Source organism: Bacillus sp. ISL-77 (assembly GCF_018613105.1).
In genome coordinates this window covers 65,425-90,814 of record NZ_JAGGQY010000047.1, presented here as the reverse complement: position 1 = coordinate 90,814, position 25,390 = coordinate 65,425, and the positions used below count along the sequence as shown (strand labels likewise).

Sequence of the window (25,390 nt, the reverse complement as noted above, 5' to 3'; positions counted from 1 at the left end):
CCCTTCTTAAAAAATCGTTAGACATCTAAATGTTCTAATACATCTTTAAAGGTGCTAACCACTTTATTTACCTCTTCATAACTAATGGTCAAAGCCGGCTCGATACGAATGGTTTTTGAATTAATCAAAGTCCCTGCTACTAGGATTCCTCTGTCAAACATCCCTTTTGAGACCTCGTAGCCGATTTCATCTTGATGGAATTCAATGCCAATCATTAAGCCTTGACCACGGATCTCTTGAATCTTATCTTCATGGTCTTTTGCTGCCTTTTTCAGTTCTGCAAGGAAATAGGCCCCCACTTCCGCTGCTCTTTCTGGTAACTTTTCTTCAATTAACACCCCAATCGTCGCAATCGCTGCCGCACATGCTAACGGATTACCGCCGAAGGTTGTTGTATGCATAAATGGATTATCAAACCAGCTCTTGAAAACATTTTCGGTGGCTACAACGGCACCTGCTGGCATCACTCCGCCGCCAAAGGCCTTTGCTAGACAGATAATATCTGGTACAACCTCATACAGTTCAGCAGCAAACATTTTTCCAGTTCGGCCCATTCCTGTTTGCACTTCATCAAATATGAGCAAGGAGCCATATTGATCACAAAGCTCACGAACTTGTTTTAAATAGTTTTCCGGTGGAAGGATGATTCCTCCTTCACCTTGAATCGGCTCTAAAATAACTGCAGCCACATCTTCTCCAACGGAAGCACAGACTTCAAACGTTTTTCTCATCATGTCTATATCGCCAAAAGGCACATGACGGAAGCCTGGTATTAACGGTAAGAATGGTTTACGGAACATCCCTTTCGCCGTTCCTGACAACGAGCCTAAACTTTTCCCGTGGAATGCACGAGTAGTAGAAATAAATGTTGTCCGCTCGCTGTACATTTTCGCGAGCTTTAAGGCTGCTTCCACACTTTCTGTCCCGCTGTTGGTAAAAAAGGCATACTTTAAATTGCCTGGAGTGATATCGGCTAAGATTTTTGCTAACATCGCACGAAGCGGGTCGAGCAAATCCTGACTATGAAGCGCCTGACGTTTTAATTGGTCAGTTACCGCCTTAACCACCTTAGGATTTCGATGACCGACATTATAGATGCCAAAGCCGCCAAGACAATCAATATATTCCTTACCATTAACATCCTTAAAGCATGATCCATTATCAGACCATTCCACTGCCGCAAATTGGCCGCCTTCAGTAACTGTTTTGCGGTATTCTAGGAAGCCTGGATTTACGTTCTCACGGAATCCGTCAACGGTTTCTTTCGTAATCCAAGCCGCTTCCGCTTCATTAATTTCCTCTTTTTCTATTAAACTTAGAACCTTATTAATATATTCACTAACATTTTTATTTTGCTCACTTTTTAATTCTTGTTTTAAATCGATACTCATAATTTATATTCCTCCTAGTAGTGAATTAGTTTGAAAACCAGCCAACCGGCTCAACCTGTAAATTGATATTAATCTGTTTTATTTCTTGAAATTCTTCAAGCCCAAACGTTCCCAGGCTTCGCCCAATCCCACTTTGCTTATAGCCTCCCCATGGTGCTTCGTTATAAGTAGGATGGTAGGAATTTACCCAAGTAATCCCTGCACGCAGCTTTTTTATGACCCGCAAACCCTTTGCACCATTATTGGTAAACACACCACCGGCTAACCCATACACCGTACCATTTGCAAGTTTTATAGCTTCCGCTTCGTCCTTGAACTTCTGAATCACAACAACAGGACCGAAGATTTCCTCTTGGACAATTCTCATCTCTTGGTTCACATCGACAAAAACGGTGGGTTCAACAAAATAACCTTTTTCTAACCCGTTGCTGACGATTCGATTTCCCCCGCAAGCAACTGTAGCACCTTCCTGTTTGCCTAATTCAATATAAGAAAGAACTTTTTCTAAGTGCTCCTGACTGACAAGCGGACCCATCTCTGTTCCAGATGTATTTCCTGGTCCTACTTGAATTCGCTTAGCCCGTTCGACAAAACGCTGGACGAATTGATCATGGATGCTTTCTTCGACAAGGATCCTTGAACCAGCTGAGCATACTTGACCGGACCCTGCGAAGATACCAAATAAGGCATAATCGACTGCTGTTTCAAAGTCAGCATCAGCAAAAATAATATTGGGCGATTTACCGCCTAATTCTAATGAAACTTTTTTCATCGTATCAGCTGCTGTTTTCATAATGTGCTTGCCCGTTTTCGTACCGCCGGTAAACGAAATCATATCGACCTCAGGATGGGAAGCGATTTCATTTCCAACAACCGCTCCAGCGCCCATTACCATATTAGCCACCCCTTTTGGCAAACCAACTTCTTCAAAAATTTCAAATAGCTTTTTCGGGGTTACTGGCGTCACTTCAGACGGTTTAAAGACAATTGTATTTCCCGCTGCTAAGGCAGGGGCAATTTTCCAAACACTCATTAACAACGGATAGTTCCACGGAACAATTAAGCCACAAACACCTACCGGCTCGCGGACAACCATAGCCTGCATAGGATCGGCGACATGGTAGGTCTGTCCATCAGGCTTTGTAATCAGGCCGGCATAATAGCGGAAACAGGCGGCCGCATCCCCGACATCAAAGCCTGCTTCTCTTAATGGTTTCCCGTTATCCATTGTTTCCAACTGGGTTAATTCATCGGTATATTCATCAATTTTGTCAGCAATTTTTAATAAATAGGAGGCTCGTTCCTGAGCAGAAATCCCTGACCAAACACCTTCTTCAAAAGCTCTCCGTGCTGCATAAATTGCAGTACGAGCATCAGCAGTCGTTCCTTCAGGTGCATATGAAATAACCTCACCAGTTGCAGGATTAATAACTGGGCGTGTTTCTTGATTTTCGGCATCCTTCCACTCACCATCAATAAACATCTTCAGGTTTACAACTCGGTTTTTTACCTCGACCATTTAAATTCCTCCTTTATTCACCCTCACTAACATTAATGCAAGAAGCGTGCCAATGCCTATTGACTATCGAAATAGGTTTCTTTCAAAATATCTGAATAAATAGTATGCAACTTTGCATAACCTAGTTTATTTTGCATAATCAAAAAGCGGAAGCCCTTTTTCAAGGGCTTATGCCCCCGAGCCCCTAGGCGCTGGAGCTGGACATAAAAAAAGCTGCTTCAGATCATCGAGATCTAAAACAGCTTTTCATTAAAAGGTAGATAAGTTTTCGATTTTAATATTTTTCTCTGTTAATATTTTTTGATACTTTCTGCTAACGGATGATTGGCTGATACCTAATGCTTTGGCTGCTTTTGTGGTGGTTTTGAATTGGTTCATCGCCATCACTATTAACTGCTCCTCGACATGATCAATGGCCTCCTGCAATGGAATGACCCTTGTAATTACAGGCTTCATCTTTTTATGTTCCAAGCCGATTGATAAAAATTGGCTGACAAATTCAGCATCAATCGTAGGGTGTTCGGCAGTGACTACTAATCTTTCAATAATGTTTTGAAGTTCCCTGACGTTACCCGGCCATGGATAAAACTCTAATACATTAATAGCATCAGGGGTTAGATGATAATTGCGCTCATATTTCTCATTCAATTGCTGAAGGAAATGAAAGGCGAGCAGCGAAATATCCTCTGTCCGTTCTCTTAATGGCGGAATGTGGATCGGAATGACATTCAAGCGATAAAACAAATCCTCGCGGAAGGTACCCTCCTCAACCATTTTCTCTAATTTTTTATTGGTGGCCGCGATAATCTGCACATCCACCTTTATTGGCATTGTAGTTCCAATCGGAATTACTTCCTGCTCCTGCAGTACGCGTAACAATTTTACCTGTAGATGGATTGCCATCTCACCGATTTCGTCCAGAAACAAAATACCGCCATCAGCCTGTTTAAAGTATCCTTCTTTTCCATTCTTATCCGCTCCGGTAAATGACCCTTTCGCATAACCGAATAGTTCACTTTCAAGTAAATTTTCTGGGATCGCCCCGCAGTTTAATTTAAGAAATGGCTTTGTCGAGCGTCTGCCTAATTGATGGATCGCCTGAGCAATTACTTCTTTTCCAACTCCAGATTCCCCGTTAAGAAGTACTGTCGAAGAAAAGTCAGCAATTTTCTTGGCTTGATTGATAATCTTCTCCATTTTCGGACTACAGTAAATAAGCTTTTTCAAAAAGCGGTCCTTACTTTTAAAATCGTCTAATTCCTTCTTATATTGTTCTGATATCTTTTTAATTTCTTGCAGTTCACTTTTTAATCGTGTAGTTTCGGTAATATCGCGTGATGCAATGATAATCCGGTCGAGTTCATTTTTTTCATTAAAGACCGGATTTCCGACGGCAAGAATTTTTCTTCCAGCTTTTGTTTCTTGAACAACAGAGACCTTCTTTCCTTTTTCTAAAACAAGTCTTGTGACCGAAGGTGTAAACAGCCCTTGGTCCTCAAGTTCGAGAATATTCTTACCAATCAGTTCTTTTAAATCTACTTTCCAGAAATCTTGAATGATGTTTTCACTGAACCTAATTAGTTCCCCTTTGTCATTCACCACGAGGATTTCATCATATATACTAGACAAAATCGCATGAAGGTCCTTATTTAAATCCTTAATATATTCAATTTCCATGGCCATTTCTTCGACCATAGGCAAATCCTGGGCAACAATGATGATGCCATCGACTTCATTCTCATAGTTTAAGATGGGGCTATAATCGACAAGAATCCCGATTTCATTTTTGATTACCAGATGATTAAGAAGCGTCTTACCGGTTGTAAATACCTGATCAAGATGGGTACGGCTAAAAATGTCTCCTGCGGGAAGATTCATAACCTTATCTGCTGTTGATCTAATCATTTTTAATCCGGCTTCATTATAATTAATAATTCGTTTTTCCTTATCCAATACAAAAATCCCCATCGGAATCGAAGTTAGAATAATTTTAAGTAAGTCGACACTTTTATTTTCCTGCTTAAAAAGCTCCGCTAGAACGTCCTCTCTGCGAATATAACCTGCTGGAATACCATCTTCACCTCTAATGATAGCAAAGGGTTCGCCTATAATTTGGAACAAAGCAGGCAAGGAAATTTGTTCGCTAAGATGGCAGATGCTATCTAGCGATTTCGCTTGATTAAGTAGAAATGCAATCGAAGCATGCTCTTTTTTATGGTTTTCAAGCAGTACATAAGCAAATAAGTGATTTTGTCTTTTTAAAAACAAAAAGGGTTCCTTAAGGTTATTTAAGGTAGATCGAAAAACTTCTTCACTTTCATCCACGTCTACTGAAATAATCGGTTTCACTTTTTCTTTGGCAACGGAAAACATCGTTTACTTCCCCCTTAAAACCTTATCTACCTTATATTATCACTTTATTCTAAATGTTTTAAATTAAATTTAGCACAAAAAAAGAAGATGTCCGTCCCATCTTCTTTTTCTAGCAATTAATCACTACCAGTAACAAATAAATCTTCTTTAATATAAGCGAGGACCATCCCTGGAATAACTTTATCACCTTCCTGCACTTCAAGCGATTCGACTTCGCCGCTCAAACTAGTCTGAACCGTTTCTAATTTGCCTGATTCTGATTTAATCATAAATAAGGTTTCCCATTCATAAATTCTTGACTCGCCTTTAATCGAAATCCTTGCCACCTTCCCATAACACGGGCTAAGAACTACACCATAATACATGAACATCGCTCTCCTTTTTCGTTTAATACTGCTCCTGAAAAGGCCGTGTCTGTAATACTAAACCGAAGAACTCTTGAAATTCAGGGATATCCTCTGTTTCGATTCCCAGTCTTTCTGCCCAATGATGGTCTGAATAGGTGTCCTCTTGGCAAAGTAACACCATTTTCCCAGACTGAATCGAAGTGACCATCGCTTTCCCAAAAAACTGCTCTGAATAACCAATCGTCAAATCATAGCGATGGTTATTTGATATTAAACAAAAGTAATGGAACAACTGCTGTTCTTTTTGTTCGGCTAATATCTCTAACTTCATAAAAATGTCCTCCTCTTTTTTCAGTTCATTTTTTAATATTTCAACCACCCTCGAAGCCTCGAAGCCTCTGCCAGCTTTTGAATTCCTTCAATATAAGCAGCGATTTTCATATTTACACCATACCTTTTGGAGGTATGAAAAACCTTTAAAAAGCTGGCAGTCATTTTTTCCTTGAGCCGCTCATCTACGGTTTCCTCTGTCCAGTAATAGCCTTGATTGTTCTGACACCATTCAAAATAGGAGACAATGACGCCGCCGGAATTGGCAAGAATATCAGGGACAACAAGGATTTCCCGTTCATCTAGTATTTTTAACGCATCTTTTGTGGTAGGACCATTGGCTGCTTCAATGATAATATTACAGTTAAGTTTACTGGCATTATATTTATTGATTACCCCGGAAATTGCTGCTGGAATAAGGACATCACATTCCTTTTCTAATAAATCCTGGTTTGAAATTGAACTATTAAAGCGATTTGACACAATGCCAAATGAATCTCTATTTTCCAAGAGATATGGTATTTCTAACCCCTTTTCGTCATATAAACCGCCGAGCATATCTCCAATCCCAATTACTTTTGCGCCAATCTCATATAAATACTGGGCAAGGAAACTGCCAACATTTCCAAACCCTTGAATGATGACACGGGTATCTTTTAACTGTAATTTCCTTAATTCACAGACCATTTGCAGCGTATATAAAACACCTTTGGATGTCGCTGTTTCCCTCCCCTTCGAACCCCCAAGTGCAATTGGCTTTCCCGTGATAAAACCAGGGGAGTCGAATTCACGGATATGGTCATATTCATCGAGCATCCACGCCATAATTTGCGAGTTCGTATACATATCAGGCGCTGGAATATCCTTTGTTGGACCGACCAGCTGGCTAACTGCTCTTACGTAACCCCGGCTCAACTTTTCCAATTCATCTAAACTCATTTTACGAGGGTCGCAGATAATCCCGCCTTTAGCACCGCCATAAGGAAGGTCGGTAATCCCGCACTTTAAGCTCATCCAGCCAGCCAATGCTTTTACCTCATCAGCCGTGACGTCTGGATGAAACCGGATTCCTCCTTTGGTTGGACCTGATGCATCATTATGCTGAGCCCGGTACCCCTGAAATATTTCTGTTTGTCCGTTGTCCATTCGAACAGGGATACTCACTTCTAAAAATCTCATCGGCTTCTTTAGAAATTCGAATACTTGGGGTGGGTAGTTCAGGATATTCACAGCTTCTTTTAACGTTTCTTGAAACTCAAGAAGGGAATTATCCTGTTCTCTTCCTTTCGTATTCTTCGTGTCTAGAGATTTGACTGCCATTCTAACACCTCATTTTTTATTGTTACTTAAATTAAAGCAAGTTTCGTGCCAACTAATAAATAGGGGTTACTATACGGTGATCTAGTAAAACGGAGCTATACGCTATGAAAAAATGATTGAATTATTCATTTCTGCATACCTTTCAAACCACTATCCTAATAAAATAAAAAGCCAGGCGATTAGCCTGGCTCAGGTAACTTCCTTTGTTAAAGGGAAGAGGTCTTTTCTGCGTCATCAATATTTAAATCAGCAATTTTGATTTTAAAGAATCTTGTTTGGAAAAGCATATAAATCACACCAATTCCGATCCAGACAATCCCGCCAATGAGTGCATCAAATTGTAAGTTCACCCACAAAATTCCCGTTAATCCAGCTCCAATGATCGGCATAATTAAATAGGAGAAAATATCCTTAGCTGTTTTATATCTCTTCTGGCGAAAAACGAAATGAGCAATGACTGATAAATTGACGAATGTAAAAGCAATTAACGCGCCAAAGTTAATAAAGGAGGAAATCAACTCAAGACTTGGGGCAATCGCTAGCAGTGAAACAACACCGACTAAGATGACATTAAAAACCGGTGTCCGGAATTTTGGATGGACATAACCGAATGCCTTTTTAGGCAGAACCCCATTTCGTCCCATAACGTACAAAAGCCTTGATACACTTGCGTGTGAGGCAAGTCCGGAAGCTACCGTTGCAGCAAAGGCACCTGAAAGGAAAATCAGTTTAAACAGTGTTCCACCCACAAACAATCCGATTTCAGGTAAGGTATCATCAGTTACTTTGAAACCTGAAACATCTGGAAATAAGGCTTGGGCGAAATAGCTACAGACGAAAAAGATGGCGCCGCCAATGAAGACCGTCAACATAATCGCTCTCGGCATCGTTTTTTGGTCAATTGCTTCCTCTGCATACATAGTTACGGCATCAAATCCGATAAAGGAGAAACAAACCACTGTTGCCCCTGTCAAAATTGCTCCGAGGTGGATATCTGAATGGAAAAGCGGTGTTGTTGTTAAAATCGTTCCTTGCCCCATTCCTTTGGAAAGCTGGACAATAGCAAGGACAATAAATGCTGCAATTAAGACAACTTCAAAAATAACGAGCAGGGCATTTAAATTCGAGGTTTTCCCCATACTCCAAGCATTAATCGCAGTGATGATCGCAACATAAACGACAACCCAAATCCATGCTGGAACACTAGGAAATACAGATACCATATAAATACGAATAATCAATGCATTCACCATCGGAAGCAATATATAATCAAGCAACGCTGCCCAGCCGACTATGAATCCGAGATGCGGACTCATGGTCTCTCGGGTATACGTATAGGCCGAACCAGCACTTGGAAAAACCCGTACCATTTTCCCGTAACTTATAGCAGTAAATACCATAACAACCAATGCTGCTAGGTATGCTAGTGGGACCACACCATTTGTTTCTACAGAGACAATTCCAAATGTATCAAACACTATGGTTGGTGTCATATAACCCAATCCGAGCATAACGATTGCCCATAGTCCAAGCGAGCGCTTAAGAGTAGTATTCTCCAATTTAACCATCTCTCCTTTTATATCCGGATATTTGTTTATTAATAAGAAATCGTAAGCATTTACATTTTGTTTCAAGCGAAGATGGTGTAATGAATTAAAACAAATTAACTCAGAAAGGTTCCTCCTTTCATTTTACCTAAAGAGTCTAACTATTTAAAATAATTGCAATTTTCGTGCCAACTATGATTAATCGAGTTTGTCTGCCGAAACTCCTAGTTTGCACTTTTTAATTTCGTTTTTATAAAAAACACAAACTTGGATATTATGAAATTTTGCATAACCTACTCTAATTTGCATAACGAAAAAGCAGTGAATCCATTTTTAGGAATTCACTGCTTCTCTGATTATATTATTATGTTCATGACATACTAGAATTACACAAGATAATTATTTTGCAAAACGGTGGTTACCGATGGTTACTGTTACTGGACGAGAATAGATCCACTTACTTACCGCTGTTTTGGGATTATAGAAAAATAACGATCCTTTGCCCTGGCCTCTAAAGGCAAGTGCTTCATTTACTGCCTTTTTGGAAGCAGCATCAGCAGCTTGGTTAATCGTACCATTTTGGACAGGCGTGAAGGCATAATAGCCATTAGACTTTTCATAAATAACACCATTAACGGTATTTGGGAAATCAGGGCTAGATACGCGGTTAAGAATCACTGTGGCTACTGCTACTTTCCCTGCATAGGGCTCACCTACTGCCTCAGCATGAACAAGGCGGGCCATTAAGTCTTTTTCTGCTGCAGTAATCGAAGAGTTCGGGATTACTAGATTTGATCCTGCATAAAGAAGACTGCTAGTTTTATTGTTTGCTTTTAATAGACTATTAACCGTTACACCATACTTAGTTGCAATTTTCCAATAAGTTTCTCCATATTGTACTTTATGTGTGGTCGTGGCCGCTTTTGTTGTTCCATTTAATGTAAAAGCTGACATGGACAAGATTAGGCCAGTCGCAATCATTAGTTTTTTAAATTTATTCATTTTATTACCTCCAATATTTGACTCGCGTCTCTACTATTAAGGCTAACAGTTGTAACATTCCAATTCATTACCCAAAATGTGGTAACATACGAACGGCTTAAGTAGCGCCCTGCATGAAAGCTTTCATCTATCAATTGGAAGTAATAACCATTACTCATTTATTTCCTAAAAATAACTCTCTTGGACAGTTTAGGAACGATTATTACATCCTGTATCAGGAATGTAACACTAAAAAGGCCTAGAAAGACCGTCGATACCACAAAAACTTCACCAAATTGACAACAAATCCCTTTAATTTGTACAGGATTTAACATCAAAGTTTGGTAATAATAAAGAGAGGATAAAAAGGAGGCTATTTTATATGGAAAATCAGTTAGTCAGCATACTTAACAAACAAATTGCAAACTGGTCTGTCTTGTATACGAAGTTACATAACTATCATTGGTATGTAAAAGGTGGACAATTTTTCACATTACATGTCAAATTTGAAGAGTTTTATAATGAAGCTGGCCTGCATGTTGACGAATTAGCCGAACGATTGCTAGCAATCGGTGGAAAACCGGCAGCTACGATGAAAGAGTACTTAGAAATTTCATCTATTAAGGAAGCAACAGATAATGAAACTGCTGATGAAATGGTTGAATCAGTCATCAATGACTTCTCTATTATCATTGGCGAACTTAAAGAAGGCATGAGCTTTGCGGATGAGAAGAACGATGAAACAACAGGAGACATGCTGCTTGCGATTCATTCGGGGCTTGAGAAGCATGTATGGATGCTAACTGCATTCTTAGGCAGATCCATTTAATTTTCATATTAGAAGCAAACAGTCCAACAATTTGTTGGACTGTTTTGTTATTTATAATAATTATTAAAAAGTATTGACTTTTATTTAAGATTTCTACTATTATTAAATTAAAGATACTTACAAATTGGAGGTTTCCTAAATGTCAACACCCGAAATTATCGTTTATAGCAGCACCGGCTGCCCATATTGTGAAAAAGTAAAAACATTCCTAAAAGATCAAGGCTTTGCATATGAAGAGCGAAATGCTTCCATACATAAGGAATATTTTGATCAATTAAAGGAACGGAAAATTTATGGAACTCCTGCAACACTCATTAATGGAAAGCTAGTCCTTGGCTTTCAAGAGAAAAAATTTAACAAGCTGCTTGGATTATCAGAAGACTCTGTTCCCGTGGTAAGCAATTCAAAACCAGAAACTAGTGAGGAAAGTGCAGATACTATTTTCCAATCAGTTAATGAAAAAATTCTTGAAGACGTATATGATTTTGTCACCATCGGCGGCGGACCCGCAGGTGCTTCTGCTGCTGTTTATGCTGCACGTGGGAAATTAAAGACACTTGTCATTGATAAAGCTCCAAAAGCAGGCACCCTAGCAATTACTCATAAAATTGCGAACTACCCAGGTGTGCGCGAAGAAGTTACAGGGCTTGAACTGTTAACAAGAATGCAAGCACAAGCAAAGGATTTTGGCGCAGACTTCATTCGTTCCACTGTTCTATCGGTTGATTTTTCAGATGAAATCAAAAAAATTGAATTAGCCGAAGGTACCATCAAAGCTAAAAGTGTCTTCATTGGCGTTGGCGCAAAAGCTCCTTCTGGCAAGATTAAAGGCGAAGAGGAATTTACTGGACGGGGTGTAAGCTATTGTTCAACCTGCGATGCCGCCTTTTATCAAGACCAAGTTGTCGTGGTTGTTGGAGATAATGATGAAGCGATCCACGAGGCCGAAACATTAGCCAAGTATTGTAAAACAGTAAAATTGTTAATTCCAACTGAACTAAAAGGGGACGTGGATCTTTCTCAATTAGAGAATAACTTAAAAGTTGAAATTTATAAACGTCACCGTGTAAGAGAAATTATTGGGACTGATAGTGTTGAGAAAATTGTCGTCCTTACTAATAAAAAGGAAGAACAGGTATGGGATGTGGATGGAATTTTCTTATACCTCGGCGGGATGATGCCAGGAACCGACTTCTTAAAAGGTGCAGTTCTGCGCGATGAAGAAGGCTATGTTATCGTAGATGAGTACCTGCGTACCAATGTTGACGGCGTCTTTGCAGGCGGTGACGCAAGAAGAACACCGATTAAACAAGCAGTTATTTCAGCAGCTGATGGGGCGATTGCGGCTTTAAGTGCCGAGCAGCACGTCAATAAACGCACGAAACTTCGTCCCCAATATAGTTAATCTTTCAGGAAAAAGACGGCGGCTGCCGTCTTTTTTTTGCCCGATATAATTAGACTAGAATTGTTTCTTTAATAACTCCATTGATAACATAAGAAGGTGCTTCGCCGTTTAATACCTTAACAATGTTTCCCGCTGCCATATTCGCCATGGCATCTCGTGCTTCAAAGGTAGCATTACCGATGTGAGGAGTTAATACAACGTTTTTCAGATTTTTCAATCCCTCACTAATTTCAGGTTCAAATTCAAATACGTCAATCCCTGCTCCTTCAATCTGTTTCTCTTCTAACGCTTTTATAAGTGCGGCTTCATCAACGATTGGGCCTCGTGCACAGTTAATTAAATAAGCTGTTGATTTCATCATTTCAAATTGACTTGTGCTAAACATGTGTTTCATGGTTGGATTATAGGAACAATTTATGGTAATGAAATCAGATTCAGCAACTAATTCATCAAAAGATACATATGTCGCGTTTAGTGCATTCTCAACATGAGGACTTTTTCGACTTGGACTCGTATATAGAACCTTCATGTCAAAAGCAGCGGCTCTTTTCGCAACAGCTTGGCCAATTTGACCAAATCCGACAATCCCGATTGTTTTTCCAGATACTTCACGACCGCGAAAATAAAGAGGTGCCCATCCATTGAAGCCAACAGTACGGCATACTTCATCTCCTTCAACCACTCTTCTTGCTGCTAATAAAAGGGAAAACGTTAGGTCAGCGGTAGCCGCTGTCGATGCCATTGGTGTATTGGTGGTTGGTATTCCTTTGGATGCGGCATAATCAAAATCAATATTATTAAATCCCGCTCCATAGTTCGCAATGATTTTTAAATGGGGTGCTTGGTCAATTACATCCTTCGTAACAGAGGTAGATAGTAAACTTAGAAGGGCATCCTTATCTTTGATGCGCTCTTTTAATTCCGCTTCAGTAATCAATTTCTCTTCTGTAAATACTTCAACCAAGTGATCCTTCGATAATAGTTCTAATCCCTTGTGGGGAATCTCACCTGCTACTAAAATTTTTGCCATTGCCTATCACCACTCCTGAGTAAAATGACTGCCTTTTCCAATAATCCAAATAACTGTATATTATTATACTACAATAAAAAGTCCTATAAAATTATTTATTTATTAAAATTCTGCTAACAAGCTATGCGATATTAAATTAACCCATCATTTTTTCTAATAGTCAACGTTTGTCCATTTCACTTCAACCCCTTCAAGCATACATTGTAATAATTCGGAAGAGGAGGTGATTTTTATGGGACATGGTGGAAGTAGCAACTTCGCGTTAATTGTTGTGTTGTTTATTTTATTGATCATTGTTGGAGCATCTTTTATGTACTAATTGCAGCTAAGCTATCAACAGAAAAGAGCGGCAAACCTATTGGTTTCACCGCTCTTTTTTATTGATAAATTCTTTACTTTTTGTCGCGAGAAATAATGATTAAGCAGACAGTAATAATCGTAAAGGCCATGAAGGCTAATAACGGAATGGTAATAAAGCCAAGCCAGTTAATATAATCCTTTGAGCAAGGCACTCCGCTTGTACACATTTCAAACTGTTGTAAATAGGGGATTTTTTGTAATAACGTATGGTATCCAGCGATCAGCAGACCGATGATGGATAACGGTAGCGCATATTTATAGATGCCTTTATCATTCCGGTAAACCGCCACTCCAAGGATGATGGCTAGTGGGTACATGAATATCCTTTGGTACCAACAAAGTGTACAAGGAATGTAGTGCATAACCTCACTAAAATACAGACTGCCTAGTGTGGCAATGATGGCAGCAATCCAAGAGAGAACTAAGGATTTATTCATACTTATTCACCTTTTGAGGCTTTCTCAACCATGTCTTTTAAGTCATCAATAGTTTGTCCATCAAACTTTTCTCCGTTAACGAATATCGTCGGGGTTCCTGTAACACCAAGTTTTTCAGCATAATCCATATCCTTGTTCCAAGCATTATCGGATTTCTTAGCTTGGAAGTTTTTCACAACCTTATCGACGTCACTACCGCTAGCAACTTCCTTCAATGTATCTACTAGGAAGTCCTCAGTAAACAAATCGATTTTTTCATACTTAGTGTCTTCAGGCTGTTTTTCGAATAAAAGATCATGGAATTTCCAAAACGTTTCATTTCCAAGCTCTTGAAGTACTGATTCCGCAAATTTCGCAGATCGAGTCGAGTCCACGTTAATAAACGAATCATTCATAAAGTAAAATTTTGCTTTGCCAGTATCCACAAGTTCCTGCTGGATAATTGGTACGACATCCTTGGCGAAGTTTTTGCAATTTGGGCATTTATAATCACCGAATTCAATGATCGAAACAGGGGCTGATTCCTTACCTTTGAATGGCTGATTGCTATAATCAATTTTTGTAGTAGTGGTTTTATCCTGTTGTTTGGAGTGATTGCCTAAAAAAATGAATGCTAAAATAAAAACTGCAACCAATCCAATCATCCAAAAAGTAAAGGTAGATGATGATTTTGATTCTTTTTTCTTATTTTTATTATTATTTGCCATAATAGTCTCCTTTAAATGAATTAATGCTAATTAATAAATTTAGTTAATGATTTTGTTGTTCATTGATATATTAAATTTTACTAAACTTATTCTGTAATGCAAATAGAAAGTCTTTTGACTTCTTAATGCCGATTAAATTTGAGTAGTTAAGGACATTGTTTCAATTAAAACAATACTTATATTTAACGATTTAGAAAAACAAAAACATTCGTCAATAGAATGTGACGAATGCTAATTCTTTCAAAAAGTTACTATTAAATTATATATTTTTCTTCTATTAATTAATTTCCATAATTTTATTATTATTGATTGCAAATTGTTCATTTTTATGAAAAACACGATTACATAGAGAAAAATTAATGTATGCACCAACACTAAAAATGATTAAAGACGTTGCTGGCACATATATTATGATAACAGTAAGTAAAGCTAGAAAACCAAGAATGAGTATTGTAGACGGGAAATTTACTATAGCCAAAAGAAATGAATTTTTAATAGCACCTTTCCAAGTGGCGTTATAATGAGTCATTACTGGAAACAAAAAAGTAGAAATAATTAAAAACACTACACTTATTATTATAAGTGGTATTATCATCAGAAACTTTAACCCAGATTGATCTTGATTTAGGTAGAAATAGTTAAAATAAAGTAATACCGCTAGCAACATCCAAATGATTCCTATTAAAAAACTCTGTTTAAAATTCTCTTTAAAATATCGAAAGTAGTTTCTTACCACACTTGTATCTTGATTTAATTTCCATTGTCTTACAACGCTATACATCGCAGAAGTAGCTGGTGCAATCGTTACGATTGGAAGGCAAGAGATAATCCAAAAAAGATTAAGGATAAAAAGATTAGAAAGTCTATCAACTACTGCGTAAAATCTACTATCTAAAATGTTCATTTTTTCACCAAATTTCTGAAAGTTATAATATAAAGTCCCTAAGATTTTGTGAAATTTGTTATAAAATGATTTTCTTCATTTTTTTTCCGCTCTCAATCGCTCCAAATACCATTGACATACTTTTAATATTGTCACGGCAATCCGTTTCAGCCATGCGATTCTCCTCAAGGGATGAAAACATCTCATCAAAACAACCCCAGTGACCTTCTTGGCCTTCCCATTTAAATGGGACTTCGATCGATTTAACCTTACTTATGAAATCTTTTGGTTGGGATTCATCGATTACTTCGCAGATTGGTAGATTTATTCCATCCCAACGAATACTACCTTTACTCCCTGTTACTCTCCAATCTGCTTCCCATGAGGTATTTAACCCTTCTGCGCACCACGATCCCCGATAAGTGAAAACGATACCATTACTCATTTCAAATATACACATAGCAGACGCATTTCCTTTATACCAAGAGCCAGGTGGATTATATTCATGACAATAGACAGATACAGGGTCTGATCCAATAATTAAGCGTGCTTGGTCGAATGTGTGGATGGCCATATCCAATATTAATGGGTTATCCATCACATCACGGAACCCCCCAAAATGAGGGCCCAGGAAAAAGTCTGCATGAACAGAACCTACTGTTCCTATTGCATTGTTTACTAATAAATTTTGAAATGCCCGAATCTTTTTTAAGTATCTACGATTTTGCATAACGGTATAATTCTTGCCATAGTATTGAGCATACTGTAACACATCTCTTGCATCTTCCATGGATTCTGCCATTGGTTTTTCACCGAAAACATGACAACCAGCTTTGATTGCAGTCGTAACAATCTCTTTATGTGCTGATGGAATTGTCACATCAAACACAAGATTGGCTTTGGTTTCAAAAATAGCTTGTGATAAATCATTATATGCTGGGACTCTTAGGCCCTTTCGTTTTGCCATCGCTTTGGCTGCATCAATATTCACATCGACAAACCCGACAATTTCTGTATTATCACGCTTACTTGCATAATCTATCCACGTATTCGACATTTCTCCACAACCTGCCACAACAATGCGATGTTTCATCATCATCATTCACCTTCTTATGGATTATTAGAATAAGAGTATTACTTTTTATTCTGGATTAGTTAAGTCGATTCTCCCACAATAATCCTATAGTCAATCGATGGGGTTATTTCGCTAAAAAATTCCCCATCTTCTATTTTATTTACCAATCTTTCGACGGCCCTAAATCCAATCTGTTCAACTGGATATTCAACTGTTGTTAGCTTAGGAGAAATGTATTTTAGTACATCAATATTATCAAACCCCATCAGTCCGACCTCTTCTGGGATTTTTATATCCTTATTCTTTAAAAAATTCATGACTTCAAGTGCGTACAAATCACAGGAACAGACGATGGCTGTCTTATTATTTTTCTCAAACGTTACTTCTTCCAGCTCACTTAAATAACCATTATGTTTTATAATTAATGGAACTTCATTGATGCCTTTTATTGATAATCCATCTAAAAATCCTTTTAATCTTTCTTCTTGTGTATAAATATTTGTTTTTCCTTGGTACTTCAATGGAGGGCAAATATAGATGAATTTCTTATATCCTTTATCAACAATGTGACCCACTCCATCTATCATTGCTTCTTTTTCTTTAATTCCAACATAATCCCAGTTTTCTGACAAATAATTAAAGATAGTGATAACTGGTATGGAAAACCCTTGTAAATAGTCCTCAAACTCTTTACCTTGATTGACTGTAAATAGGATAATTCCATCCACTTTATGATTTGCTAAGTACTCAATACATAGCTTTTCGTTTTCTGGATCTTTATCTGATAATGCAATATAAATAAAGTACCCATTCTCTCTTGCCTTATATTCCACTGCATTTAACAATTGTGCAAAAGATCGGTTATATAAATCAAATAAAACAATACCTAAAGTCATCGTTTTACCTTTTACAAGACTCCTGGCTGTAAAATCGGGACGGTAGTTTAACTCGCGAGCTGCTTCTAAAACAAGCTTCTTTGTCTTTTCTTTTATTCCTGGACGATTATTTAATGCTCTATCCACCGTACCCGATGAAACACCACAATATTTCGCTAAATCCTTTATCGTAACCCGCATAGTGAGTGCCTCCACTATTTCACAACATGATATTTCTGAAAGCTTAAGACCTCATTTACTTAAGGAATTTATTACTCTTACCTCATACACACCGCCTGCTGCCTTACCTTCGCCAGACTGAAATTTCACTTCAACCTGTTGTTTCCCTTCAGTTACTGTTAACGGAATCTCATAATAAATATTAAAAAGACCGTCAGAATGATTTCCCTCAAGTTTTTGAGTGGCAACCAGTTGTCCATCAATCACAATTTCAAAGTCGCGTTCATATTTTTTTCCATCTGCAAAAAGTGTCTTATCCCTGCCAAAATAAGTTACTTGTAAGTACATTTTCTTATCAGGCTCCACTAACATTTCATAACTGAAAAAGCCTTCTCCGCGACTATCACGCCACGATTTTTCCACCACATTAAAATAACCTGTTTGAGAGTTCTTGCTATTAACTCTGTGCTCTATCTCAGGCTGCTGTTCACCTGGTTGTACAACGTCAACGGTGATAACTCTTAACTTTTCAAGCTCCTCTTTCTCTTTATCTACAAACGTTTTGTAGGCCTCTTCATCCATCAGATTCCAATATAATGTATAGCGCTGGTGATGCAAGTTGTAAAATGGAACGAGGGTAATTTTTTGATTGCCAGGCTGCCCAACTTTATCTGTTTCAAATGTCAATGGAAAGCCTTCAACAGGTTTAATCCATTGCTTAAGTTCTACTTTGTCAGCTACAAAGCTAGGAACATCAATAAGTGGATAATTGTTTAATTTTAAATGATCTTCGAGAATATCACTTTCCGGAAAATTCTCCTTACCAAGTGCTCCTGCCAAAACAACAGGTCCATACATAAAGCCAACTTTTCTAGGATTATCTTTAGCTGTATAGGTATGGAGATCCATGGGAAGGGTAAATTCTATTGTATCCCTGCCGCTCCAGTTCCTGCCGATAGTTACATAACCATTTTCTGAAATCGAATTGGTTTTTACACCATTTACAAAAACAGTTAGAGCTCCAGAAACCCAATATGGTACACGGATATGTACGTTTAAGAATTCAGCTGCTGCTTCTTCAAAGTATAATCGGACTTTATTAGACCTTGGAAAATCGGTTTCTTGCCTTAGCTTTATTTTCTTTTCATCCATGATTAATTCAGAAGCAATAAATAAATTAACAAACAAATCTTCCTGTTCTTGATAATAAATGTTTCTTGTATATCGGGCAGGATTCTCCATCCCAGTCCCCGTACAGCACCAGAAAGAATTGTCCGGTGAACAGTAGATTTTAAAGTGCCCTGGCTGCGTCGAAACAAAATATGTTTTCATGCCTGAATCTGGATCCTGTGATGCTAGAATATGATTGTAGAGTGCTCTTTCATAGTAATCTATATATTCAGTCTTATGATTCCATTGGAACAAATGCTCAGTCAGCTTCAGCATATTATATGTATTACAAGTCTCCGCGGTTGTGATACCTAATGTTTCTTTATTTACTGGTCCAAAATGTTCTCCTATACTATTTCCGCCAATAATATAGGAACGGTTTTTCGTTACTTCATTCCAGAAGAAAACCGCCATATTCTTGTAATCCTCATTCCCAGTAATCTCATATAGCTTAGCTGCCCCGATGACCTTCGGTATCTGTGTATTCGCATGTTTTCCCTCAAGTTCGTCGATCTCTTTAGAAAGAGGATCGAGTATGGCATGATGGCAAAATCTGATGGCCAGCTTCAAATAATCTTCATTATTTGTAATGGTATATAGATCGGCCATTGCTTCGTTCATTCCGCCATGTTCACAAATCAGCATCCTTTGAAACTGCTCATCATTCAGATTGTCTGTTCCTTTTTTTGCCCAGTCAGAAAGTTTTGTGACAACCTCTAATGCTTTATTGTTTCCAGTAAGGGAATAGACATCAATAAGACCTGCAAAAATTTTATGAATACTGTACCAAGGAACCCATCCGCCTGCGAGACTGAAATTTTCAACCTCGAAATCTCCTGTAAAAACCTTGTCAAAATATGTACGAGGGAAGCCGCTGACATAGCCATCCTCATCGAAGCTTTGGACAAGAGCTAGTTCGTTAACAGCATATTCAATTTTGTTCAGTAATTCTTCATCTTTCGTAACCGTATACATAGCAGAAGCAGCTGAAAGCCAATGACCAATCGAATGTCCACTGATGGGAGTTGATTCCCACCCGCCGTACCGAACTTTCTTTGGTGTTTGCGAAACTGCTTCATAACATGGTGCAATAAGTCTATCAATATCTAAATAAACCAAATATTCTTTTCCCTTTTCTTGCGATTCTTTAAAAATACCATCTAATAACGTAACGTTTTCCATTACGTCCCCTCCTTCTGTTTAGATTTCTATAGCTATCGATTTAATTGAATCGATAGCTAAACATACCGGATCAGGAATATACATTTCTTGGATCATCCCTTTACAGACCCGATCATAACGCCCTTTTCAAAGTATTTTTGGATAAATGGATAAACAATTAAAATTGGCAGAGTAGATACAATGATAACCCCGTACTTGATTTGATCTGCGTATTTTTGTGCGTAACCCCCGGATGCCCCTCCAGAACCTGCTCCTTCAGCAAATACTTGATTGGAAAGAAGAATGTCTCTTAAAACGATTTGCAGAGGTTGTAAACTGTAGTCGCGAATGTAAATTAAACCTGTGAAGAAGTCGTTCCAGTGCCCTACCAAGTAATAGAGCCCTACAACTGATATAACCGCTTTTGAAAGTGGCAGCACCACTTTCCCAAAAAATTGAAAATGTGTGCAGCCATCCATTTGTGCTGCCTCAAACAATTCTTTAGGTATAGAGCTTTCAAAAAATGTCCGTGTAATAATGAGGTTAAATACATTGACAGAAAAAGGAATGATGAAAACCCACATATTATTTGTGAGATTTAAATCTTTCATTAATAGATAAGTTGGAATTAAACCTCCGTTAAAAAACATGGTAAAGACAAATACAAACATTAATAATCGTCTTGCTTTAAACTCATGTCTTGATAGAACATAGGCTGCCGGCAGGGTAAGCAGTAAATTGATAAACGTACCTAAAAGTGTGTATATAATAGTATTTTTGTAACCCACCCAAATTCTAGTATCTTTAAAAATTTCCGTATATCCGAATAGGCTGAACCCTTTTGGATACAGTAGAACTTTCCCAGTAGACACCAGAGTGGAGTCACTGACAGATGCAATAATGACAAAGTACAAAGGATAGGCAACAATTAAAAAGATAAACAGACAAAATACAAAAATAATAAAATCGAAAATTAAATCTGAAGTAGTTTTTCCTTTCCGATTAAAAAGCACCATGACTTTACCTCCTTGCATGGTTGAGATTCATCCTAGCAAAACCCTTATTTTTATATATTTACCATAAACTAATATTTGAAAATCTCTTCGCAATAAAATTCATAGCTAATAAGAAAATAAAATTGATGAGTGTATTAAATAAACCAATGGCAGCAGAGTAGCTAAATTGACTTGAAATAATACCGATCTTATATACATATGTGGCAATAACCTCAGAAACTGGAAGATTCAATGGGTTTTGCATTAAGAATATTTTTTCAAATCCTGTATTTAAGATATTTCCCATACTAAGAATAAAGAGGATAATCATCGTAGGAACGATGGCTGGTAAATCAACATACCGAATCGTTTGCCATCTGCTTGCGCCATCGATTTTTGCAGAATCATATAATTGCGGATCTACGCTTGCCAGCGCCGCTAAATAAATGATGCTATTCCATCCGGCATGCTGCCATATATCAGAAAGAACATATACTGGGACAAAGGTTTTTTCGGAAGCCAACAGGTTGATGTCCCCGAGCCCTAGCAATTTCATGACATGGCCGACAATTCCTGTTTCTGGTGATAATAAGACATTTAACAAACCAACCATAACAACCATGGAGATAAAGTGTGGCAAGTAAACAGTTGTTTGTAACGTTTTCTTCCATCTTTCGCCAAAAACTTGATTGATTATCAGCGCCATAATAATCGGTGCCGGAAATCCTAGTATAATCGTTGTTAAACTGATGGTGACTGTATTGGTCATTAAATCTTTGAACATATAGTTAGTAACAAATTGTTCAAAATACTTGATCCCAACCCATTCTCCCCCGGTAAGCCCCTTGGTAAAATCAAATTCGCGGAAAGCCAACTGGATGCCATACATCGGTATGTAGTTGAAAATAACAATAACAACAATAGCAGGCAAGATCATGAGCCACAATTGATAGTCACGTTTAAAGGTGTTTAATATTGTTGCTTTCTTTACTGTTTTGGCACCAGGTGTACTTGATAAATTTCTGTTTAATTTATTTGTTTCCGTGTTTATAAAGGCCACAAAAAGTACCTCCTTTATTTTAAGAAGATGCTATACCACTTCAAGATGGTATAGCATCCTCCAGAATGATATGTTATTTCTGATTTTTCTTGTAATCGTCATAATACTTTTGCATAACCTTTAGGTTTTCAGGCAGGCCGGTTTTCTCGGCATTTTTCACATAGGCATTCCATACTTTGTCAATGCCGCCTTTTGTGATCCACTGCGAGTATTTCGGCATCGCCAAATTCATAAGGTTTGTATCGTTTAAGCTTAATTTCGAATTGTCCTCTTTGCTGTATTTAATAAACATACCAGGGTAAACGTCTTTATCCTCATCTACAGCATTTAGTGCACCCATTAGCGGTTCGGTTTGCTTGCCAACTGATTGCATATCCGTACCAAGCTCCAGCTTTAAATCATCAGCAATATACATAGGTCCGTTATCGGCCCAAGTAGAAGTCCATTTCCATGTGCCTGGGTCCATTTTCGCATCCGCCGGAGGCAATACCTTGTAGCTGGCGTCTCCGTTATCCGCGATATTGGTACCCATTGAACCAAACAGTACTTGCATACTGACTTTTGGATCGTACAATTCATTGATAAATTTCATGGCAGCTTCTTTGTTTTTACTTTGAGCTGACAATGTAATCATATTGGCACCATAGTTTAGTGCGTTATAATCGTAGGTCCAGGATAATTTTGTGGTTGAGTCAGCTGACTGCTTTAATGGAGCCAACGTTGTATATTGCGGAGCCAGTGTGTTTCCGAATCTGTCTGTTACTTCCCAGCCATACGTATAACCAACCTTTGCAACATCACCATTTCCGCGGGCAACAGATTGGTATTTTGTGTAATCCTGAGTAAATACTTCTCTGCTGATTAACCCGGCTTTATAGCACTTATTCAAGAATTTAATAAATTCTTTATAACGATCGTCTGTTAAGAAGTTTTTCACTTTCCCATCTTCAACAAAATAGCCTTGGCCGCTGCCTTCAGCTAAAGTAATCCCAGTGCTTCCCAAAAGAACTGTCGGATGGAAGAAACCAAAGCCTCCTGTTCCAGTTGGAGCAAAGTCCATCGGAATTTCATCATTAGGATCGCCGTTGCCGTTAGCATCCTTTTCTTTAAAAGCTACTAAAACATCATACAATTCATCCCAATTCGTCGGCGCTTTTAACCCTAGATTGTCTAACCATTTTTGGTTGATAAATTGTCTTGTTGCTGTCGCCGGCCAAAACCGTTGATATTTAGGCAGTCCGTAGATTTTTCCGTCAAGCTGTGTGGCAATTCCCTTTGTTTCCGGTTTTGCTTCAAACATCTTTTTTACATTTGGCAATTTGTTGTCAATATCGTCAGATAAATCTTCAAACAAACCTTGGTATTGTACCTGATCTGCATCTGTAATAGCGTTTGGTCCAATAATTAAATCTGGAACATCACCGCTGGCAAGCATTGCACCCTTTTTCTGATCCCAGTCCGCAGTAACCTCTTGCCATTTAATTGTTACGCCTGCACGTTTTTCTACTTCTTTTAACCATTCCATTTTTGAAAGATCTTGTGTTAACGGATGTTTTGTAATAAGGGCAGTTATTTGTGCCTTGCCATCCCTTGTCTTGCCGCCACTTGCCGCATTTTCTTCGTTAGATGCCTTATCGTTAGAACAAGCAGCTAATATTGAGGCAGATAAAGATAGTGCCAGTAAACTCCTTAAAACCTTTTTCTTTTTCATCTGATTTCCCCCATTTTTACAATTTTTGAAAAAACATTTCCTTCAGAAGAAAAACACACTCTTTCTCTGTTCACCCCTTTTAAGAAATGGAAGTATATGTAACGTGAACGTACACAAAAAGAAAAAGATAACGTTCACGAGATACAACGAAAGTAAGTTATTTATTTTTGATACAGGCCAGGTAATAAAAAAAGTTCGTGTACGTTAACAAAAAAACAGGTGAAGTTCTTCAGTCAGATTGACTATTATCTAGAAGATCTTATCTAATAGGTAAATTGACAGATTCTTGAGGTGTTAATTTAGTTAATAAAAATATTAATCTATTAACTAAATGTTTTGAGGATATTTAAATGATAACGCTTACTTATATTTTGGTCAATTGCTTTTTTATTTATTAATTAATAATAATATTAACCTTAAATAACAATCGAAAAGATTACTAAGGTTGTTGAGGTAAATAAAATGACAATCTCTCCATTTATCGGAACAGTTTTTTAACATCTTTCAATTCATCAGCTAAGAGGCCCTCCATATACGTCCATAGATGGAGGGCCTTTTTTTATATTCGCTCCTCTATAAATGCGGCCAGCCGTCTCCGTCCCAATACAAAGGTCTTATTTGCAAAGTAGGTTTCCCTTTTTTCAAGGCATCGTAGGCATGATTAACGAGGATGCTCGAATTACCGGAAAAGAAAACGGCACAATGCCCCGGTCCAATCCAGCGTTCATCTCCTGCATCAATCAACGTACCGCCTCCTTCCATCATTGAAACCCCATTCTTATCCATATAAGGCCCGCTTATCTCTTTTGCCCGGCCCACGACAATCTTATAGGTGCTTTCAATGCCTCGGCAGCAAAAATCAAACGATACAAACTGGTAATAATACCCGTCTCGATATACAATAAAAGGCGCTTCAATTGTATTTGGTTCTTCGTTCCGGGTTGAGATGGAAATCAGTTCAGCTCCCGGAGCAGGCTTCATAGTTGCCGGATCTAATTGGATCAGCTTCATCCCCGACCAAAAGGAACCGAAATTTAACCAAGGCTGGCCTTCTTGATCAAAAATTAAATTAGGATCGATCGCATTGAAGTTATCTGCTGCAGTCGAGTGGATAACATACCCCAAGTCCTTCCATTCATAATCGGGATTTTCCGGATCAAGGGTGGTATTGGTCGTTAACCCTATAGCCGAGGTGTTCTTCCCGAAGGTTGAGACAGAATAATATAAATAATAAACTCCATTATGAAAATAGATGTCTGGAGCCCATAAACTATCTTCCTCTTTCTCAGGAACATACTCCTTACTCCATTCCGGTAACGACGGAAATATTTGTCCTGCCTGCTTCCAAGTGACCCCATCTTCAGATGTTTTCATTTGAACGCCGTTTCCCGTATGAAAAACGTACCAGAGGTTTCCCTCCTTTGCGATTACCGGATCATGGGCCCATAAATCCCCCTTCAAATTCCATTCCATATCGTAAAAGTTAACTCCGCCAAAGTTATTCGAGTTACTCATCTTGTTCACCAATCCTTTTAATAGTTTAAGTTATGATTTCCTCAAATTCTATCAAATACTAATAATTAGATTAATACATTAATAATAATATTAACAGAATAACAAAAGAAACGAAGACTTTCTTTCAAAATTCATTAAACATTATGTCTTTCAGCAAATAACAAGACTATATACCCATGAGTATTTAAT

At 38.1% G+C, this 25,390-nt stretch carries 22 protein-coding genes; 3 read left to right on the top strand and 19 right to left on the bottom strand.

Annotated features, from left to right (window positions below):
• Positions 1 to 17 precede the first annotated feature (17 nt).
• From J7E77_RS19545 to J7E77_RS19510, 8 genes are all read right to left on the bottom strand, one after another.
• The gene (locus J7E77_RS19545) at positions 18 to 1,391 is read right to left on the bottom strand and encodes a putrescine aminotransferase (protein WP_214716572.1); all 1,374 of its coding nucleotides are present in this window, start codon (positions 1,389 to 1,391) and stop codon (positions 18 to 20) included.
• A 25-nt stretch (positions 1,392 to 1,416) separates the two neighbouring features.
• The gene (locus J7E77_RS19540) at positions 1,417 to 2,910 is read right to left on the bottom strand and encodes an aldehyde dehydrogenase family protein (protein WP_214716571.1); all 1,494 of its coding nucleotides are present in this window, start codon (positions 2,908 to 2,910) and stop codon (positions 1,417 to 1,419) included.
• Between the two features lie 249 nt (positions 2,911 to 3,159).
• Entirely contained in the window at positions 3,160 to 5,283 is a 2,124-nt protein-coding gene (locus J7E77_RS19535) for a sigma 54-interacting transcriptional regulator (RefSeq protein ID WP_214716570.1), read from the bottom strand.
• A gap of 116 nt (positions 5,284 to 5,399) precedes the next feature.
• Positions 5,400 to 5,648 (bottom strand): biotin/lipoyl attachment domain-containing protein, encoded by a 249-nt coding sequence (locus tag J7E77_RS19530; RefSeq protein WP_214716569.1) that lies wholly within the window; start codon positions 5,646 to 5,648, stop codon positions 5,400 to 5,402.
• Between the two features lie 22 nt (positions 5,649 to 5,670).
• Entirely contained in the window at positions 5,671 to 5,961 is a 291-nt protein-coding gene (locus J7E77_RS19525; RefSeq protein ID WP_214716568.1) for an SAV0927 family protein, read from the bottom strand.
• Between the two features lie 32 nt (positions 5,962 to 5,993).
• Positions 5,994 to 7,280, bottom strand: coding sequence for a Glu/Leu/Phe/Val family dehydrogenase (locus tag J7E77_RS19520; RefSeq protein ID WP_214716567.1), 1,287 nt, complete (start codon positions 7,278 to 7,280; stop codon positions 5,994 to 5,996).
• A gap of 206 nt (positions 7,281 to 7,486) precedes the next feature.
• A complete protein-coding gene (locus tag J7E77_RS19515; RefSeq protein ID WP_214716566.1) occupies positions 7,487 to 8,848 on the bottom strand; it encodes an APC family permease in 1,362 nt (453 codons plus the stop codon).
• 378 nt (positions 8,849 to 9,226) lie between these two features.
• Positions 9,227 to 9,829: a cell wall hydrolase gene (locus J7E77_RS19510; protein ID WP_214716565.1), complete on the bottom strand. Its 603-nt coding sequence runs from the start codon at positions 9,827 to 9,829 to the stop codon at positions 9,227 to 9,229.
• A gap of 361 nt (positions 9,830 to 10,190) precedes the next feature.
• Here J7E77_RS19510 and J7E77_RS19505 point away from each other — a divergent pair, with 361 nt between their 5' ends.
• Both J7E77_RS19505 and J7E77_RS19500 read left to right on the top strand, forming a co-directional pair.
• On the top strand, positions 10,191 to 10,637 hold the full coding sequence (locus tag J7E77_RS19505) for a Dps family protein (protein WP_214716564.1): 447 nt from the start codon (positions 10,191 to 10,193) through the stop codon (positions 10,635 to 10,637).
• Between the two features lie 139 nt (positions 10,638 to 10,776).
• Entirely contained in the window at positions 10,777 to 12,042 is a 1,266-nt protein-coding gene (locus J7E77_RS19500; RefSeq protein ID WP_214716563.1) for an FAD-dependent oxidoreductase, read from the top strand.
• Between the two features lie 49 nt (positions 12,043 to 12,091).
• Here the strand turns inward: J7E77_RS19500 and J7E77_RS19495 are convergent, their stop codons facing one another.
• Positions 12,092 to 13,072, bottom strand: coding sequence for a 2-hydroxyacid dehydrogenase family protein (locus J7E77_RS19495; protein WP_214716562.1), 981 nt, complete (start codon positions 13,070 to 13,072; stop codon positions 12,092 to 12,094).
• Positions 13,073 to 13,304: 232 nt separating this feature from the next.
• Here J7E77_RS19495 and J7E77_RS19490 point away from each other — a divergent pair, with 232 nt between their 5' ends.
• Positions 13,305 to 13,391 (top strand): YjcZ family sporulation protein, encoded by an 87-nt coding sequence (locus J7E77_RS19490; RefSeq protein WP_214716607.1) that lies wholly within the window; start codon positions 13,305 to 13,307, stop codon positions 13,389 to 13,391.
• A gap of 73 nt (positions 13,392 to 13,464) precedes the next feature.
• On the opposite strand, the gene J7E77_RS19485 is transcribed toward J7E77_RS19490, so the two are convergent.
• From J7E77_RS19485 to J7E77_RS19440, 10 genes are all read right to left on the bottom strand, one after another.
• Positions 13,465 to 13,869 (bottom strand): disulfide oxidoreductase, encoded by a 405-nt coding sequence (locus J7E77_RS19485; protein WP_214716561.1) that lies wholly within the window; start codon positions 13,867 to 13,869, stop codon positions 13,465 to 13,467.
• A 2-nt stretch (positions 13,870 to 13,871) separates the two neighbouring features.
• Positions 13,872 to 14,576, bottom strand: coding sequence for a DsbA family protein (locus J7E77_RS19480; RefSeq protein WP_214716560.1), 705 nt, complete (start codon positions 14,574 to 14,576; stop codon positions 13,872 to 13,874).
• Positions 14,577 to 14,853: 277 nt separating this feature from the next.
• On the bottom strand, positions 14,854 to 15,480 hold the full coding sequence (locus tag J7E77_RS19475) for a YesL family protein (RefSeq protein WP_214716559.1): 627 nt from the start codon (positions 15,478 to 15,480) through the stop codon (positions 14,854 to 14,856).
• A 58-nt stretch (positions 15,481 to 15,538) separates the two neighbouring features.
• A complete protein-coding gene (locus J7E77_RS19470; RefSeq protein WP_214716606.1) occupies positions 15,539 to 16,555 on the bottom strand; it encodes a Gfo/Idh/MocA family protein in 1,017 nt (338 codons plus the stop codon).
• 59 nt (positions 16,556 to 16,614) lie between these two features.
• Complete coding sequence (locus tag J7E77_RS19465) at positions 16,615 to 17,610, bottom strand: LacI family DNA-binding transcriptional regulator (RefSeq protein WP_214716558.1); 996 nt, start codon at positions 17,608 to 17,610, stop codon at positions 16,615 to 16,617.
• 51 nt (positions 17,611 to 17,661) lie between these two features.
• Complete coding sequence (locus J7E77_RS19460) at positions 17,662 to 19,941, bottom strand: glycoside hydrolase family 127 protein (RefSeq protein WP_214716557.1); 2,280 nt, start codon at positions 19,939 to 19,941, stop codon at positions 17,662 to 17,664.
• 92 nt (positions 19,942 to 20,033) lie between these two features.
• On the bottom strand, positions 20,034 to 20,936 hold the full coding sequence (locus J7E77_RS19455) for a carbohydrate ABC transporter permease (protein ID WP_214716556.1): 903 nt from the start codon (positions 20,934 to 20,936) through the stop codon (positions 20,034 to 20,036).
• 58 nt (positions 20,937 to 20,994) lie between these two features.
• Positions 20,995 to 21,852 carry an ABC transporter permease gene (locus J7E77_RS19450; protein WP_214716605.1) on the bottom strand — a complete coding sequence of 286 codons (858 nt, stop codon included), beginning with the start codon at positions 21,850 to 21,852 and terminating at the stop codon, positions 20,995 to 20,997.
• Between the two features lie 196 nt (positions 21,853 to 22,048).
• Positions 22,049 to 23,686, bottom strand: a complete 1,638-nt coding sequence (locus J7E77_RS19445; RefSeq protein ID WP_214716555.1) for an extracellular solute-binding protein — start codon at positions 23,684 to 23,686, stop codon at positions 22,049 to 22,051.
• Between the two features lie 573 nt (positions 23,687 to 24,259).
• Complete coding sequence (locus tag J7E77_RS19440) at positions 24,260 to 25,201, bottom strand: arabinan endo-1,5-alpha-L-arabinosidase (protein WP_214716554.1); 942 nt, start codon at positions 25,199 to 25,201, stop codon at positions 24,260 to 24,262.
• Between the last annotated feature and the right edge of the window lie 189 nt (positions 25,202 to 25,390).